12 protein-coding genes are annotated in these 17474 nt (G+C 45.1%); 3 read left to right on the top strand and 9 right to left on the bottom strand.

The window, feature by feature from the left end; all coding sequences use genetic code 11:
- Positions 1-108 precede the first annotated feature (108 nt).
- Positions 109-2601: a TIM-barrel domain-containing protein gene (locus ACI3EZ_RS05590; protein WP_405025788.1), complete on the bottom strand. Its 2493-nt coding sequence runs from the start codon at positions 2599-2601 to the stop codon at positions 109-111.
- 218 nt (positions 2602-2819) lie between these two features.
- On the opposite strand from ACI3EZ_RS05590, the gene ACI3EZ_RS05585 reads away from it, so the two are divergent.
- From ACI3EZ_RS05585 to uidA, 3 genes are all read left to right on the top strand, one after another.
- Positions 2820-4229, top strand: coding sequence for an MFS transporter (locus tag ACI3EZ_RS05585; RefSeq protein ID WP_405025787.1), 1410 nt, complete (start codon positions 2820-2822; stop codon positions 4227-4229).
- Between the two features lie 144 nt (positions 4230-4373).
- Positions 4374-5249 carry a LysR family transcriptional regulator gene (locus tag ACI3EZ_RS05580; protein ID WP_405025786.1) on the top strand — a complete coding sequence of 292 codons (876 nt, stop codon included), beginning with the start codon at positions 4374-4376 and terminating at the stop codon, positions 5247-5249.
- 102 nt (positions 5250-5351) lie between these two features.
- Positions 5352-7133 (top strand): beta-glucuronidase, encoded by a 1782-nt coding sequence (gene uidA / locus ACI3EZ_RS05575; protein ID WP_405025785.1) that lies wholly within the window; start codon positions 5352-5354, stop codon positions 7131-7133.
- Between the two features lie 75 nt (positions 7134-7208).
- Here the strand turns inward: uidA and ACI3EZ_RS05570 are convergent, their stop codons facing one another.
- The 8 genes from ACI3EZ_RS05570 to ACI3EZ_RS05535 form a co-directional block, all read right to left on the bottom strand.
- Positions 7209-7613 (bottom strand): hypothetical protein, encoded by a 405-nt coding sequence (locus ACI3EZ_RS05570; protein WP_405024685.1) that lies wholly within the window; start codon positions 7611-7613, stop codon positions 7209-7211.
- A 17-nt stretch (positions 7614-7630) separates the two neighbouring features.
- On the bottom strand, positions 7631-8326 hold the full coding sequence (locus ACI3EZ_RS05565; protein WP_405025784.1) for a hypothetical protein: 696 nt from the start codon (positions 8324-8326) through the stop codon (positions 7631-7633).
- 165 nt (positions 8327-8491) lie between these two features.
- Positions 8492-9490, bottom strand: a complete 999-nt coding sequence (galE, locus tag ACI3EZ_RS05560) for a UDP-glucose 4-epimerase GalE (RefSeq protein WP_405025783.1) — start codon at positions 9488-9490, stop codon at positions 8492-8494.
- A gap of 102 nt (positions 9491-9592) precedes the next feature.
- The gene (locus tag ACI3EZ_RS05555) at positions 9593-11599 is read right to left on the bottom strand and encodes a KUP/HAK/KT family potassium transporter (RefSeq protein ID WP_405024688.1); all 2007 of its coding nucleotides are present in this window, start codon (positions 11597-11599) and stop codon (positions 9593-9595) included.
- 154 nt (positions 11600-11753) lie between these two features.
- Positions 11754-13070, bottom strand: a complete 1317-nt coding sequence (locus ACI3EZ_RS05550; RefSeq protein ID WP_405024689.1) for an aminopeptidase C — start codon at positions 13068-13070, stop codon at positions 11754-11756.
- A 284-nt stretch (positions 13071-13354) separates the two neighbouring features.
- Entirely contained in the window at positions 13355-14023 is a 669-nt protein-coding gene (gene pgmB / locus ACI3EZ_RS05545; RefSeq protein ID WP_405025831.1) for a beta-phosphoglucomutase, read from the bottom strand.
- A 27-nt stretch (positions 14024-14050) separates the two neighbouring features.
- Entirely contained in the window at positions 14051-16324 is a 2274-nt protein-coding gene (locus tag ACI3EZ_RS05540) for a glycoside hydrolase family 65 protein (protein WP_405025782.1), read from the bottom strand.
- 91 nt (positions 16325-16415) lie between these two features.
- Positions 16416-17411, bottom strand: a complete 996-nt coding sequence (locus ACI3EZ_RS05535) for an aldose epimerase family protein (protein ID WP_405025781.1) — start codon at positions 17409-17411, stop codon at positions 16416-16418.
- Between the last annotated feature and the right edge of the window lie 63 nt (positions 17412-17474).

Here is a 17474-nt window from a genome sequence, read left to right as displayed (position 1 = left end):
CACACCGCTATAAATTTTTCCACGGAAATATCCCAAATATCACTACCAATATATTTCTAAAGAAGTAATAACTTTAGTTATTGGTTGTACTTTTTATAATTACATACTTCAAATGGAAATCAAATCCTTTACTTGGGTATTTAGCTTCAAATCATAATTTCCCACCGGGTTAGGGTATTTAATAATTACCCGCCGCAAATCACCATCAAAAATCCACCCCCGATCACTTTGGTCAAATTTTTGTTTATTCAAAAATTGCGGAAGTATTTTACCTGCACACATAACACTTAATGGTGCCTTATCCGGACAATATACAGCTAATCCAACACTTTGCACTTGGGTCTGATAATCGCCATTAGTTGTAAATCCAATATTAATCCCTTTATCATTAGCCTTTACTCGTACAGTTGTCCGCAAAAACTTACCATCACGATAATCTAACGTTGTCCCATCATCTTCATATAACGTAAATTTCGTTGGCTCACTTGGTTCAACCAAAATTCGAAGATGATCCGTTTTATCCCGATGCAAATTCATCAGTCCCGGACACTGCGGTAACACTGCGCCGCACCGCAAAAAGAGCGGAATACTCGAAAGATCAACAGGAACAGTAACCGTCTGTCCTCCGCTGTATCTTTTATTCGTCGTCAAATCAATCCAATTTGTTCCCGCAGGAAGATAAATATCCTTATGCGTTTGCCCCTTATCAACAACATTTGCAACCAATAGTGCAGGGCCAAGCATAAATTCAAAACTTTCTTGCGCTACTTGCGGATCATCTTGAAACTCATAAACTAACGGCCGCATAATCGGATCACCAGTACGTGCCGCTTCAGCAAGAAGCGAATACATGTACGGAACTAGCCGATACCGTAATTGAATGGCCGCCCGAATATACGGAAGATACTTCGGATATGTCCACGGCTCAGTAACCGTATTATCATTGTTACATGAATGAATCGAGAACCGTGGTTGGAAAATACCGTTTTGAACCCACCGAACGAAAAGTTCCGGTTCAGGAAGCGGGCCATCAAAGCCACCAATATCACAGCCGTTATTCGCAACTCCGGATAACCCCATCCCAAGAATTGTCGGAATATTATATTTGAGACTGGTCCAGCTCGTATAATTATCGCCCGCCCACGTTTGAGCATACCGCTGAATTCCCGCAAATCCCGCACGGTTAATTACGTACGGCCGCATTCCCGGCGAGTATTTCTTTAACGCTAAGTGCGCCGTTTTTGCCATCATCGTCGGCTCCACCGGCTTCAGTTCACCAATTGGACGGTTAAGGCCGTCAGCCGAAACTATCGCCGAATCATCATTAATTTCATATTCGTTATTATCATTCCAAATACTCGTAACCCCGAATTTTAGCAACGCCTCGTTCATCGCACTCATCCATTGCTTACGACCATCAGCACTCGTAAAATCAACAAAGTGCGCTGCTCCGCCCCAATAGCGATCTTCTTGATCGCCATCTCCAGAGGCGTTTTTAACATATGCATTTCCTGCTGAAAATTGCTGCGTTAAGGGATGAGTCGTCAACATTCCAGGTTTAACATTTGGCGCAAGCAATACGCCCCGCTTCTTCAGTTCATCTACAAACTTCCGCGGGTTAGGAAAACGCTTTTTATCCCAATTAAAGACGTATCGTTTTCCGTCATCCCGAGCGGTATAACCAGACGATAGAAAAAAACCATCGCACGGAATATTATTACGCCGGCATTCATCAACAAAATCTAAAATTGCCCGATCAGATCCCTGATCTAGTTCTGTGTAATACATCGTTGATCCCATATATCCCAGGGAAGCCTTAGGCATCATTACCGTCTTTCCTGTCAAATCTGTATAGTGGCGAACAACATCTTTGATTGTTGGGCCTCCAATAAAGAACGCATCAATATCGCCCGCATCACACTGGAAGTAACTGTATCGAAGCCAGTAATTACTATGTTCACAGTCCATATCAAATACAGAATCAGCAGCATTGTTATAAAACATCCCACTCGCAATATTGTTATCCGGGTCAAAATCGATATAAAATGGAATCATTTTATATAATGGATCAGTTTTCTTAGCATTCCACCCTAACGAATCAGTGTTATGCATCCGCATCCGCCGTCTATATTTATCCAATTCACCGGACTTTTCTCCAAAGCCATAAAAGTGATGTCCGTCTTGCATTCTACTGTAATGAATTACCCGTCCATTATTATCTTGAACAAAAGCCCTTCCAGGTAAATCCTGCCGAATCACATTACCATTTCGATCTTTAACCTCAAAACTAAACGGATCGCTATGAATAACGACTATATAGTCTCCAACATCGACCTCATATCCGATATCTGTCGGCGAAATTGTAAACGGCAAAGGGTTAACCCGCTGTCGCTCATCAGCCAAGACATCATCCGTTTGATCATTCCACGCCGTTTTAACAAGTGCATACGATTCTTCCGGAGGAAATTCATCAGCAAACGTACTGCGAAAGCGAATAATATTCTCGTCAAGAACATAAATCTGAAACTGCGCTCCATTTGTTTTTACTTCGAGATAATCGCCCTTATTATTTATTTTTTCTAACTTTGTAGTTCGTTTCACTATCATCGCCTCCTGTCGTAATTATATAATTCTGATAACTTCAGTCAAATTAATTCGCTTACAAATGGCTACAAATAGGCATTATAAGTGTTTATTATTCACGTATTACGATAAGATAAGATAAATTCGATCCTGCATATTGAAACCGTATTCAATTTTATTTAAGCTGAATATGAACTTATTTTCACAATATTTTTTTGCAAAGGAGTGTTTACGATATGGAAACTTCACAACAAACCGTTACCGTTAAAACACACCCATTTGATATCCGTGATCGAATTGGATATATGTTAGGTGATACTGGCAATAACTTTACATTTGTTATCGTTTCTTCGTTCTTCATGATTTTTTGCACTAATGTTCTTGGACTGACCGGTGCACAGGTCGGGCTCGCATTTTTAATCGCCCGCTTTGTCGATGCAATTGCCGACGTCACCGTTGGCCGGTTAGTTGATAATAGTAGTCTTCATAAAAAAGGACGATTCGCTCCGTGGATGGATCGAATGAAATGGCCATTACTCATTACCGTAATTTTGATGTATGCCCCGTTTATTCGCCATTTTGCGTTAACACTTCGCCTTTGCTATGTTTACATCATTTATATCCTATGGGGAATTTTCTATTCATCAGTTAATATCCCTTACGGTTCAATGGCTTCAGCAATTAGTGATAAGCCTGATGACAAGACATCATTATCTACGTTCCGTTCAATGGGATCGGCCTTAGGAAACATGTGCGTATCATACATCGTTCCAATGATGATTTACGTTGGCGTCAGCAAGCAAGTTTCTGGTAATCGCTTCTTCATGTGTGCCGTTATTTGTGCCGTCTTGGGATACTTCTGTTACACGATTACTACTAACCTCACAACCGAACGGATTCGGACACACAAAACAGAAAAAGTTCCTCTGCGCGGATTAATGAAAGGCATACTCAAAGACCGGGCATTGATTGCATTAATTCTGATTGATATGACCCTTGTTATTAGCTTAATGATGAACGGAACGACCTTTACGTACCTTTTTAACACCTACTTCAACAATAAGGCAGCGCTCTCACTTTGCTTAATTCTCAATACGGCCGTTACCTTTATCCTGGCTCCATTTAGCCGGTGGTTAACCAAAACATTTGGTCGGAAAGAATGTACAATGGCGGGATTAGTAATTGCGATTATTTTTTACAGCGCTCTGCTATTAGTGCATACCCATAGCGTTGTGTTGTTTATCATCCTTAACTTTTTCGGAACAATTGGAATGGGCGTTTTCAACTTAATGGTATGGGCATTCATTACTGACGTTACTGACAACCACGAAATCATCACGGGTACGCGCGAAGACGGCGTGGTTTACGGCATCAATTCATTTGCCCGGAAAGTCGCTCAAGCGATTGCTGGCGGTGCGGGCGGATTCTTGCTATCGATCATTGGATACAAGTCATCCACAACCGGGGGCGTAGTCCAAACTGCCACCGTTGCCAACAAATTGTATGATATCGCCGTATTAGTACCACTAGTTTGTTCAAGCATTGCTTTCTTGCTGTTACTCGTCTACCCATTAAACAAAAAACGCGTTAATGAAAATGCCGAGAAGTTAGCAGCAATTCATGCTCAGAACGCTAAAAATAAATAACATTACCGATTAAAATTTTTAAGGCCGCATTGTTCATGCGGCCTTTTTGTATATCTTCTATTATCAAGCGCCCCTTTGTGAAACAAAAAACATGTATTAATGTTATAATCATAAGCAAATATTGTAATTCAGGGAGGGACCACAGTGGACTTTAATACGCTTAAGTACTTCATTGATACATATGAGAACCATAGTTTTTCTCGTGCAGCTAAGATTAACTTTGTTACACAAACAGCTATCAGCCAACAAATCCTTAAACTCGAAAATGAACTCGGCATTAAACTCTTTGACCGGTCTAAAAAACCCGTTACTGCGACTACTGCTGCAACTGTTTTCTATCATGATGCCACCAAGATTCTTAATTCGTATCATCAAGCATTAAGTAATGTTCGCGACGTCAATACAAATGCTGTTAAACTCGGATATTCACAACGCGCTAAGGGTGATCTTTTATCGCAACTCCTTTTACACAGCGATCTTGACACCCTTGACATTCCTGTAAATTTCGTCTCAGCTTCATCGTTAACAGCCGTCGATCTTCTTTTCAACAATAAGGTCGATTTAATCACCACTACCGAAGAAGAAGCAGAGGTTTTCCCTTCATCAATCGAACGGCTTCAACTATATTCCGGCGATTTAGTTCTCGCAATTAATAAACATAATCCATTGTCCACAAAAGATGTTATTCATAAAACAGATCTCCACCAGCAATATATTCTTACCATTGCCAATGAATTCGGAAAACAACAACACGAAGTCGCTACATCTATTGGCTCACAAAATATTATTCATACCGGAAAAGATTACACCTCCGTCCTCTTTGCTGTACTTACTAACTCAGGGGTAACCCTTATCCCTGAATATATGAACACTTGCAAATATTCTAATAAACTAGTCTTCAGACATGTTGATGATCTCGAATCTGGCGTTAAAATTTTTCTTTGCTGGCGTTCATCCAACACAAAACGTTTAAAACCGGTAATTAAATCACTCCAAACCGCGGCTCAAAAACTATCATAATTATTTATTATCAATCTATTAGTAATTATATTGTTTTTATGCTTGTGAATAATAATATAATTACAATTGTAAAGAAAACGCTTACTAAAAGGAGTTAATTCTATGCTTTTCCCAGAACAAACGGCAACCCGAACGCTGAGCGACCTCAGCGGTATTTGGAACTTTCAGATTGAACAGCCAGGTCACCCATTATCGGCAACAAAACCACTTCCCGCCCCAATCCCGATGGCTGTTCCTGGTTCATTCAACGATCAGGTCGTTGATAACGCTATCCGTGACCACGCCGGTTATTTTTGGTATGAAACAACCTTTTCCGTCCCCGTAGTCCTGTTAAAACGGCGTCTTGTTTTACGGTTTGGCTCAGCTACCCATAGTGCAACGATCTACATTAATGGCCAAGAAGTCGGCCAGCATACAGGCGGTTTCACCCCCTTTGAATTTGTTATTAATGATTACGTTCACCCCGGGAAAAATAACCTTAAAGTGCGGTTAAGCAACATTCTCGACTACTCCACCCTTCCCGTCGGTAACCATTCGCAAGTTAACGGCCGAGATGTCGTTGTGCCAAATTTCGACTTCTATAACTACGCGGGAATCCACCGGCCAGTTAAGCTGTATTCCACCGCAACAACGTACACCGAAAAAATCACCGTTAAGTACACCGTTGCCGGCGAAACAACGACCGTTAACCCTGACATCACGGTCAAGGGGGACTATGCCAGCGCAAAGGTTACCATTACCGATGAAGATGATCGGGTTGTTGCCACGGCAAATCAACTCAGAGAAGTACTAACAATTAACAAAACCCATCGCTGGAATGTCCGGGATGCTTACCTGTACAACCTCACAATTGAATTATTCGATAATCACGGTCAGCTCCTCGATGACTATACTGAGCCATTCGGTATTCGCACCATTGAGATTAAGGATTGCCAGCTCCTTATCAACGACCACCCCGTTTACTTGAAGGGCTTTGGTCGCCACGAAGATTTCCCGGTCCTCGGGAAAGGACAGAACATGGCCGTTTCCAACCTAGACCACAACCTGATGAAGGACTTAAACGCCAACTCCTTCCGGACATCCCATTACCCGTATTCTGAAGAGGAAATGCGGCTTGCTGACCGGGATGGCTTCATCGTCATTGACGAAGTTCCCGCAGTGGGGTTATACGCCAACATGAACGTTGATGTAAGTAGCAATTTCACCAACGATACCGCAACTCCCCAAACAAACACATGGGATGTAATGAGGACAAGTCAAGCTCACGAACAGGTCCTCCGGGAGACCATCGCCCGCGACCAGAACCACCCGTCCGTTATTATGTGGTCAATTGCCAACGAACCAGCTTCAAGCGAGTCAGGCGCTGGCGAATACTTTAAGCCGTTGTTTGAATTTGCCCACAAACTCGATTGGGAACACCGACCACGGGTCTCTGCCAACATCCTTTCCTCCACTCCAGAAAAGGACGAAGTGGCGCCGCTCGTTGACCTGCTATGCCTTAATCGGTACTATGGCTGGTACCTCCAATACAACGACCTAGAAGCAGCCCAAAAGGCGCTCCGGAACGATTTAGCCACTTGGCACAAACACTTCCCCGACAAACCCATCATGTTTACCGAGTTTGGGGCAGATACTCAGCCTGGACTACATTCCCGTTATCATGACCCATACTCTGAGGAATATCAGGTCGATTACTACAAGGCTAATTTTGAAGTCTTCGATGAGTGCCCGTACTTCATCGGCGAGCATCTATGGAACATTGCCGATTTTGCCACCGCACCAACACTTATTCGGGTTGATGGCAACAAGAAAGGTGTTTTTACGCGTGACCGGCAACCAAAGCAAATTGTGCCACTTCTCCGGGAACGCTGGGCTCATAAGTAATTAATAACGCGAATATTCAAAAAGGACCCGATCGCATCACCTACGGTCGGGTCCTTTTTGAAGTCATATATTCCTTTAGAAATCGTATTTCTCAATCCTTTGTTCTTCCAAAACAAAGTCCTTAAAGTACGGCAACTTAAACGCTACGTAGGCGTATGCCTTATCCCTAATAATCTGCTGCTTAATTAATCGTTTCCGGTACGTTGACCAGTAATTAGAAGGCTTCCCTGTTTGCCGCGCAATCTCTGCCATTTTAACCTGTCCGCCTTCACTTTCACTCATGGCCATTGCACGCAAAAATTCCTTATCGCCCGCAGTTAGTTGCTGGTAAACCAGCGCGTATGCTTTTCTCGCCAACGTGTCTTGATACTCATTAACCACTTGGTTGACTACATTAGCACTAATTTCATCCCCTGGTGCCGTACTTTTCCAAACCAGGTATCCTAATAGTTGAAAAGCATAAGCATATCCTCGCGTCATCAATGTTAACCGGGTAGCTATTTCATCAGAAATTTGCCGCCCCCCTGCGCGAAGTTTGTTCGAAATGCCCGTTCAATTGATTTTCCGTGCAAAAACGGAAGTTCCAGCTGATTACTCCGGAGTAGAAACGTCAACACTTTGTTATGCTGTAGTTCAGAAATATTCTCCGGTAAGCCAGTCATCACCAGCGCAACCCTAAAACGTTGCCGAATAAGCTGCTGATAAATCATTGCTAAATCCCGAATTTGCGGGGTTGACGAAACTTCGTCAATCGCAATCAATACCTTTTTATGGTGCGCCTTCAGCTGCTTAAATATTTCCATTAATAGCCCAATTTGTGTAGCGTTTCCGGCAGCTAATTTAAAATTAAAATGCCTTGTTTTGACCTTATCAATCTTACTGAAAAAGCTCTTTAATTTCAGCTCCGGCTGCATTTGTAAATTTTCAATTAGGTTATCAACAATCAATTGATTATTTAACAGATCCACGACAACCCAATCATCATGCCGCTCAATCTGACCAATAATCCCAGTTAAAACGGACGTCTTGCCTGATCCCCGGACGCCACAAATCATCGTTGTCTGATATGGTGTGTCAATTTCAGCACCCGCATTGGTTAATTCATCAACGTAATCCGTAATTATCCGTTCCCGATCCAAAAACAACTGCGGAACCTTCCCAAAATTAGGGTTAAATGGCGACCGCTCTTTCATCTCGCTCACCTCCACTTGTGCCCTTATTATAATTTGTTTTTGCATTTTTTGCATTTTATTTTGCTTTTGCATTTTTTGCATAATTTAAGTCGCATTTAAGTTGTAACACAAAAATGGCCGCTAGTTCCCTAGCGACCGTTCCTATTACTTTTTTATCAAGCAATCCTACTTCTGGTCATCGTAACCATTCGGATGCGTTGAGTGCCATGCCCATGCCGTTTCAATGATCTTGTGAACATCGTCATACTCCGGCTTCCATCCAAGAATCTTACGGGCCTTGTCCGAAGCGGCAACCAGTGAGTCGGGATCGCCGCCTCGCCGGCCAGCAATTTCAGCCGGAATTTCTTTCCCCGTTACTTCCCGGGCCGCCTTCAGCATCTCTAAGTTAGAGAACCCAGTGGCTGACCCCAAGTTAAAGGCGTCAGAATCGTGACCTTCTCGCAGGTACTTAACGGCCAACATGTGCGCTGCGGCCAAGTCAAACGGGTGAACGTAATCCCGAATGTTTGTGCCATCCGGCGTATCGTAATCATCCCCGTAAACCTGGAGCTTATCACGCTTTCCTTCAGCCACCTGCAAAATAATTGGCATCAGGTGGGTTTCAGGATTGTGATCTTCCCCAATAGAACCATCCGGCTTAGCCCCAGCCACGTTGAAGTACCGCAAAGCAACGTACTTAATACCGTATGCTTCGTCAGCCCACTTCATGATCTTTTCCATAATTAACTTACTCTCACCGTACGGATTAATCGGCTCTTGCGGATCCGTTTCCTTAATTGGCATGTGGTCCGGAATCCCATAGGTTGCAGCGGATGATGAAAAGACAAGCCGTTTAACACCTACTTCTTTCATCACTTCGAGCAACTTAATTAATCCAGTAACATTGTTGTCGAAGTACTTTAACGGCTTGCCCATTGATTCACCAACCAGTGAGTAGGCGGCAAAATGAATAACGGCATCCACGTCCGGATTTTCCTTGAAGACGTGCCGCATAAAGTCCTTATCAGCTACATCGCCTTCATAAAACTTTGCCTTCGGGTTAACGGCAGCCCGGTGTCCCGTTACTAGATTGTCGACCACTACAGGTTCCTCGCCGTAATCTAGTAGCCAGTCAACCATGTGAGAACCGATGTAGCCGGCCCCCCCTAATACCATAATCGCCATAACGATTCCTCCTTTATTAAGTAAACATTAGGTAAACATTAACTAAATATTCCACCGATAGTATACCACAAATTACTACCGGTGGAACAAATAACTCCTTATTTACTTTTCAGCGGAATTCTTAACTTCCCGCAAGTGAATGGTAGTATCCTGCCGTTGCTTCAAGAAAAGCGGCACCTTTTCAACCCGGACATCACTGAATTCCAGCCCAAACCACTGCACTAGGTTAGTAAGGTGATTTTGCAGAAAAATCCGCGCCGAAATCAAGAACCGTTTCCAATTTGGAATCATGACGTTTGCGGGCAATAATTCCCGAATCAAAATAAAGCAAAAGTCTCCGACGCGCCGCCCTGGCGTGGTTGTGTACGTCTGCGGCTGTTCGTCAATCATGCCCTTATCCATCAGATCATGCACCACCTTCCGGATGTAGAGGTTTACCCGCGGCCGCATCTTAAACCCAACATATAGCTGCAAGTTAACCACGTTCCGGGTGCCCATCATATCGACAGTGTAATAGTTGGTAAACGGCTTATCCGTTTGATTAACCGTTACAAACCAGTATACCCGGGCCCGCTTGGGGTGCTTATCCAAAATCGAGTAAAGTGTTTCCCGGTCAATTGAGTAATCGTCCTTCACCCGGGAAATCATCACAAGATTATCCGTATACCGCTGGACCGAATTATCATTTGCCAACTTAACCAATTGATCGAGGTAATCCTTAAGCGAGACCTTCTGTGACACGTTCCGGATTGGTTTCCGCACCTGACTTCCGTAATACCAAATAACCATAACGAAAATAATCATCCCCATGATGAATAGGGTGACGTACCCGCCATGAATGAACTTGCTCATACTTGCGATAAAGAACATTGTTTCAATAACAACGTAGAGGCCGCAGAAAAGAATCGCGCCGCCCTTTTTAATCGTATCCTCGAGGTAATTAAACAGCAACATGGTCGTCATTAACATCGTGACCGTAATGGCCAATCCATACGCCGCTTCCATGTGCTCCGAAGTCCGGAAGAACAACAAAACCGAGCAGGTGATAATGCACAGCAGCCAGTTAATATCTTTAATATAAATCTGACCACGGGACATACTTGGATGTTCAACAAACATCCGCGGTAGTAGCTTGAGTCCTTCCGCCTCTTCAACGAGGGTGAACGACCCAGTAATCAACGCCTGGGAAGCAATGATGGCAGCCAATGTCGCAATAATGACCCCGAACATGTAAAACTTCCCCGGTAACATTGTATAAAACGGGTTAATTGCTCCGGACATGTGATGGAACTCACTCATATGCCGAATCAGATAAGCTCCCTGACCAAAATAATTCAAAATTAAGGCTAGGAAAACAAACGGCCAAGTGATGTAAATGTTCCGCCGGCCAACGTGCCCCATATCAGAATACAAGGCCTCCGCTCCAGTCGTTGCCAGGAAGATACTCCCGAGAATAAAGAGCCCGTCTTTATTTACCGGTGAGAATAACACTCGCAAACCATAAACCGGTGAAAGTGCCTTAAGAATTCCAAGGTTACCAGACATGTTGTAAATTCCAAAGAATGCCAAGAAACCAAACCAAACCAGCATAATTGGTCCGAACGCCTGGCCAATGAAACTTGTTCCAAAGCGCTGAATTAAAAACAGTACCAATAGAATCGTAAGTGTGATGATCACCACGTCGTTTTGGTCGTGTACGGGAACCGCATGGTGAAACGCCACGCCCTTTAGTCCCTCAATCGCACTGGTGACCGTCACAGCCGGGGTTAATGTCCCGTCGGCTAACAAAGCTGCTCCCCCAATCAACGCTGGGAGAATCAACCATTTCGCCTTATTTTTAACAAGGGCGTATAAGGCAAAGATTCCCCCTTCACCATTATTGTCCGCCCGGAGAGCAACCAATACGTACTTGATCGTCGTAATCAGCATTAACGTCCAAAAGATTAATGATAAGCATCCGACTACGTAATCAGGGGTTAAATACTTCATTCCCCCGGCGTTCCCAATTAACGCGTTCATTACGTATAGCGGAGATGTTCCGATATCGCCGTATACAACCCCGATGGTGATTAATGCCCCCACCAGGATTCCCTTGCGGTGTTTCGTCATTTTTGCCACCTCATTGATTTTTCTACCTAATACGGTCCATCATACACTTTATTCTCCCGAACGACCATTAATTTCGTATTACAAAACGACAAATTTCCCGGGAAATAACAAAGAGGATGAAACTAACGTCCCATCCTCAAATTAATTTGAAAACTTATGCCAGTGAATCCCACGGCTTGAGGTCAACTCGCTGCTGGTCAAGCAGCTTCCGTTGTTCATCCGTCAAATACTTCTTATTGATGATAACCTCATACATGTACTTGTCAAACCACTCATCAGTCATGATGAAGTAACCATCCTTACCAACCTTTTCGCCCCAACTATTTTCGATCTTCCATTTCGTTGGTTGACCGTCAACCAGGTCAACCCCGGTAAACGTCATAGCGTGAGAACACGTCCCTTCACCAGAAGCTAGTCGGTCCGCCTTGCTCATCTCCAGGTCAACCCCAAATAATTCGTCTTCCTTAAAGTAATCTGGATCCAGAATCCCTTTTTGCCGGTCAATCTTATTGAGAACATCACACCCTAACCAGGCCGTTTCACCCGCCTGCAGCTGTTTAATCGTCGCATCCTTTAATGCCTGCGTATCAACCGTTAAGAATTCAATCTTCTTGCCATTAAAGATGTAGTCTTGACTTGGTAAGCCGTACAGTTTGCCCTGCTCATGATCTGGGGCATCCGTCAAGCACACGTAGTCATCAAAGTGCCAATCCACATATTTCTGATAGAACGACTGCGGCGTTAAGTCGCGGTCAATATGGTAGTTACGTTCATCGTCCCGGTACTCAAAGTCAAACTTTACCGGCGGCTGGCCGAAGACATCAACGAGAATCCGGTAAATCTCGTTTAGAAAGTGCATCTTTGTTTCGCGTAACTTTGCCTTATCAGCCCCGTCCGCCACAAGGTTCCGTAACGTCATAGCATCCTTTCGGAGTTTTAAGTTCAACGTTGGGTTAAGCTCCGCCGTCTTATCACTCGTTAGGGTTTCTGGCATTACATACTGCGGCACTAATCCGTACTTTTCAATTAAGGCTGGACCATTTGCCCACTGGCCGCCATCGCCGTTCCCCCACTTTAACAGAAACTGTACTTCACGGCTATCGAGTGGCAAATCGGCTGTTGCAAGAACATCCTCGTAAAACTTATTACTCTTCTCCAACCGGTCATAAAACGACAGGTAATTTTGCGAGAACTGAAAGTCCTTCATCTTGTACTTCTTGGCAAACTCATGCCGGAGTGTGTTTAATGTTGCAAACAACCAGCACCGACCGCTCTTTTTTTGATTAGCAACTTTTCCTGTCTCCACCTCAACGGAAAACGTTGGGTCGAGATGCCGCTTTGCTGCGTAATTTTCACTTGTGCTAGTCACACCGTTCTTTTGGACCGCCCGCGCAACCACGGCTGCAGCCGGACGCTGGTCAAAGTCTTGCTGGAACCGGCGAAGGTCCTCTAGTGTAATGTCCCTTGTCATTTGATCCGCCTCTTCTTTTGTTTGGTTAAGTATATTCTAATTCTTTTCTTATTTAAAGACAATGCTTCCTTAGCCCACTAACTTGCGTCATGATGTACTTATTCACTGAACATCCACATAATCCGCCGCCAAAACAACCAACTAAACGAAAATTCACCAGCCGACGACTTCATGCCTCGTCCAGTTTACTCCTTCCATCACGCCCCTTTTCTTTGTTCTGACATAAAAACCGCTGGCATCCCTACCAACGGCTTCAACGAAATAATTGTTAGTTATGGAATTTTCTACTTGTGCGCCTGCTCGTACGTTTTTTCGAACAGGTCGTAACTAAAGTCGGCCGTAGTTGGAACAACCTTGTCCGCCTTAGCAAGCTCATGAGCATCACCAACAGCTACGGCCACCATGCCAGCATCCTTAATGGACTGCACCCCAGCAACGGCGTCCTCCACCCCAACACATTCACTCGGGTCAAGGTTAATGGCAGCCGCCCCAGCTAGGAAAATGTCCGGAGCCGGTTTGCCATGCGCAACCTTCGCCGGATCAGCGATCGCATCAAAAGCATTCATCAACCCCAGTTTCTCCAGAATTGCTGGGGCATTTTTGGAAGCTGATGCGAGGGCCATCAATATCTGATGCTCTTTTAACTGGGCAATTAAGTCGTTAATTCCCGGCAGGATGTCATCCCGCGTCAGCTTCTCAATTGCTTTCAGGTAGTAGCCGTTCTTCTCAGCCGCCATCGCTTGCACCTGTTCGGTCGTGTAATCGGCCTTCACCCCGCCGAATTCCAGAATCCGGTTAAGGGAGTCAATCCGGCTAACCCCCTTGAGCTCCGTTTCAAACGAAGCCGGAAGCTCTAGGTTCAACTTTTCCTTTGCCAGCTGACTCCATGCTGCAAAGTGGAACTTCGCCGTATCCGTAATGACCCCGTCCAGGTCAAATACGCATCCCTTCATCATCATTATCATTCCCTTCGTCCCTAACTATTTGCTTAACTTTACGTCTTTGCCATCAACCTTGATTGCCAGGTCATCACCGGACAGTAATTCAATCTTCGTTCCCGTCTTATCAACAGCAACGTTTAACAGCCGCCCCCGGAAGTTCAGCCGGAAGTGGTAACCGTTCCACGCTTCCGGAACAAACGGCTTAAACTGCAGCTGACCGTCAACTACCCGCATCCCAGCGAATCCCTGTACGATCGCCAGCCAACCACCAGACATGGCCGTAATGTGCAGCCCATCAACCGTATCGTTATTGTAGTTGTCCAGGTCCAGCCGGGCTGTCCGTTCGTACAACTCAACGGATTTTTTCTGATACCGCAGGTCAGCTGCCATGATGGCGTAAATTGATGCGGACAGACTGGATTCATGGACTGTCAGCGGCTCGTAGAAGTCAAAGTTCCGCTTCTTTTGCTCGGCCGTAAACTCGTCCATGAAGTACCACATTGCCTGGAGGACATCAGCCTGTTTAATGTACGGTGACCGTAAAATGTGGTCCCATGACCAATGCTGGTTGATCGGCAATTCGTCCGCCGGAATTTCGTTAATTGGGTTGTTGTGGTCGTCCAACGTAATATCCTTGTCAAGGAAGCCATCGTGTTGAACAAAGATACCAAGTTCCTTGTCCTCTGGGAGGTACATCTTATCAACAATATCCTGCCACTTAGCCTTTTCGTCCGCCGAAACGTTTAGATTAGCGGCCTGATTAGCAGCGACTTTATCAAGAATTTCCAACGTGTACTTTAATTCCCACTGGGCCATGAAATTGGTGTACCAGTTGTTGTCAACGTTGTTTTCGTACTCGTCAGCCCCGGTAACCCCGTGGATCATGTACTGGCCGTTCCTCTTAGAGAAGTGAACCCGGTCAGCCCAAAAACGGGCAATTTCAACGAGAACCTTGCTTCCTTCGTTCAGAACATAGCTCTCATCACCAGTCATCTTTGTGTAATTGTAAATGGCATAGGCAATGTCACTGTTCCGGTGAATTTCTTCAAATGTGATTTCCCACTCGTTGTGGCACTCAACCCCGTTGAACGTCACCATCGGGTAAAGCGCCCCCTTTAAGCCCTGTTCCTGAGCATTATGGTACGCCCCGTCAAGCTGGTTGTACCGGTACATTAACAGGTTTCGCGGCACTTCCTTCTTGGCCGTTCCCAGGTAAACCGGGAGGCAGAAGGCTTCAGTATCCCAGTAGGTTGCCCCACCGTACTTTTCGCCGGTAAAGCCCTTTGGCCCAATGTTCAGCCGCGCATCGTTCCCGTAGTAGGTTGAGAACAGCTGGAAAAGGTTGAACCGAATTCCCTGCTGGGCCGCATCATCGCCGTCAATCGTAATGTCAGACTTCTCCCACCGGGCAGTCCATCCGTCTTCCTGCGCCTTTACTAGGTCAGCGTACGAACTTTCCTGAACCCGGCTTAACAGCTTATCAGCGGCAGCATCGAGAGCTTCTCGTGTATCGTAGTCCCGGGACGTAACCACAACAACCCGCTTTTCAAACGTTACCGGGCTGTTCGGCGATAACGTACCACCAAACCGGTTGGCCACGTGCTTGTCCGTCTCTTCTGCTTCGGCCGGCTGAAGGTCCGTGACGTGCGCCATTGCCATTTCAGTGGTAAACTGCGGCGTTCCAAAGTTGTTTGGTGCTGTTTCCCCCACCAGCTTGCCGTGGTCGGCAACAACTTGCTTGTCCAACACCGTCCAAAACTGCTCGCCGTAATTGGAATCTTCGTTATAAACATCGGCATTAATAAAGGATGTCACTTCAACCTGAACGTTGTCGTTGCTAAGGTTGGTGAACGTCAGTTTGTTAGCGTATAGTTCCTTAAAGGCCACACTAACAAAGCGTTCGGACTCAACCTTGATCCGATGACCGTTCTTTTCAACGATAAATGACCGGTCAAGCACTCCCCGCTTCATGTCAAGGCACAGCTCAAAGTCACTAAACTTATCCTTGGCCAGGTCAACGGATTCACCATCAATCCTGATGTCAACACTGACAAAGTCGATGGCGTTCGGCACCTTCCCGAAATACTTCGGGTAGCCGTTCTTCCACCAACCAACCCGCGTCTTATCCGGGTACCATACCCCGCCAAGGTAAATCCCCTGGTGAGTGTCACCGGAGTATTGTTCTTCAAACATTCCCCGCATTCCCATGTACTCGTTTCCGATACTGGTCATGCTTTCCTGAAGCCGCTTATCTTCCGGGTTAAACTCATGGGTAACAACCTTCCACGGATCAATTTCAAAAATTCGTTTCATGTGATTCGTCCCTCCTGTAAGTTTAGAGTAACCGATTTCATCAACGCTTTATATTATATATGCAATCGGTTGCATTGACAAGATGCTAATCCTATTCTGCATCAACTATTTGGAATGCCATCCGTATCGTTTTGTGCTCACCAGCCCGCAACCGAATTTCACCAAATTCTGGATGATGGAGTGCATCCGGAAGGGTTTGCGGTTCCGTTGCTAACGAATTGTAAATTCCTTCTGCATCATCATTCCCATTTTTAGGATCAGCAGTAAAAATAACTAATCCGTTCCGGTCACTGAAGACCTGAACTTTTAAATTTCGCTTATGTTCCGTTATTTCGGCAATCGGCGTTATCATGCTGGGTTCAACGTTAAACCCATCATCATATCCCTGTTGATTTTGTTCCTGCCGAAGGTTACCAACCGCCGCACTAAGCGACCGCGTTGTAGTAAAATCAAACGCTCCCCTAACTGGTTCTAATTCACCGGTTGGCAGCTTAGCACTGTCCACTACCATGTGCCGCAAAGCGTTTAACCGAAGATCAGTGTCTTGCAGGCCTTCCGGCAACTGCCAATAGATATGAAGGGTGGGATCATAAACAGTATCACCCTGTGCCGTCACGTCATACGTCAAGGTTAACCGGTCATCGTCAGTTAATAAATAATTGATGCTAACAACAGCATCTCCCGGAAACCCATCCGTGGCCGCCTTCATCCGCAATGACAACGTCACTTCATTGTCTGCCGTCTGATATCCTTCAAAAAGTTGAGTGCTCGTCCCGTGATCACCACCATGAAGTGTATTAGGACCTTCATTAGTTGGAACGCTTACTGTCTGCCCGCTAATCATAAACTGGCCGTTCTCAATTCGACCGGCAACCCGGCCGATTTGCTTACAAACCTGATACGGATTTTTAACGTAATCCTCAACAGAATCAAAGTTAACCACCATATTTTCACGGTGACCATCACGGACCACCGAAAATTCCTGCACAATTCCACCTAAAGTTAGAACCGCAACTTGTGTTTTCTTAGCATTCGTTAGTACAAAGCGTTCGACCGCCTTACCATCATATGTGCCCCATTTCATCATTAAATTCCTCCCTTGAATACCGAAAAAGGGAATTTCCGAAAACAATTCCGGCAATTCCCTCTC

It is taken from the genome of Ligilactobacillus sp. LYQ60, from assembly GCF_045033015.1.
Classification (GTDB): Bacteria; Bacillota; Bacilli; order Lactobacillales; family Lactobacillaceae; genus Ligilactobacillus.
The sequence above is the reverse complement of the archived record's forward strand: the minus strand, read 5'-3'. Positions and strand labels throughout refer to the sequence as shown.

Coding starts and splice junctions, on each gene's coding strand:
- ACI3EZ_RS05565 (WP_405025784.1), bottom strand. CDS start 8,326: ATGAAAGAGCGGTCGCCATTTAACCCTAATTTTGGGAAGGTTCCGCAG.
- uidA (WP_405025785.1), top strand. CDS start 5,352: ATGCTTTTCCCAGAACAAACGGCAACCCGAACGCTGAGCGACCTCAGC.
- ACI3EZ_RS05535 (WP_405025781.1), bottom strand. CDS start 17,411: ATGATGAAATGGGGCACATATGATGGTAAGGCGGTCGAACGCTTTGTA.
- pgmB (WP_405025831.1), bottom strand. CDS start 14,023: ATGAAGGGATGCGTATTTGACCTGGACGGGGTCATTACGGATACGGCG.
- ACI3EZ_RS05540 (WP_405025782.1), bottom strand. CDS start 16,324: ATGAAACGAATTTTTGAAATTGATCCGTGGAAGGTTGTTACCCATGAG.
- ACI3EZ_RS05555 (WP_405024688.1), bottom strand. CDS start 11,599: ATGACGAAACACCGCAAGGGAATCCTGGTGGGGGCATTAATCACCATC.
- galE (WP_405025783.1), bottom strand. CDS start 9,490: ATGGCGATTATGGTATTAGGGGGGGCCGGCTACATCGGTTCTCACATG.
- ACI3EZ_RS05550 (WP_405024689.1), bottom strand. CDS start 13,070: ATGACAAGGGACATTACACTAGAGGACCTTCGCCGGTTCCAGCAAGAC.
- ACI3EZ_RS05570 (WP_405024685.1), bottom strand. CDS start 7,613: ATGACGCGAGGATATGCTTATGCTTTTCAACTATTAGGATACCTGGTT.
- ACI3EZ_RS05585 (WP_405025787.1), top strand. CDS start 2,820: ATGGAAACTTCACAACAAACCGTTACCGTTAAAACACACCCATTTGAT.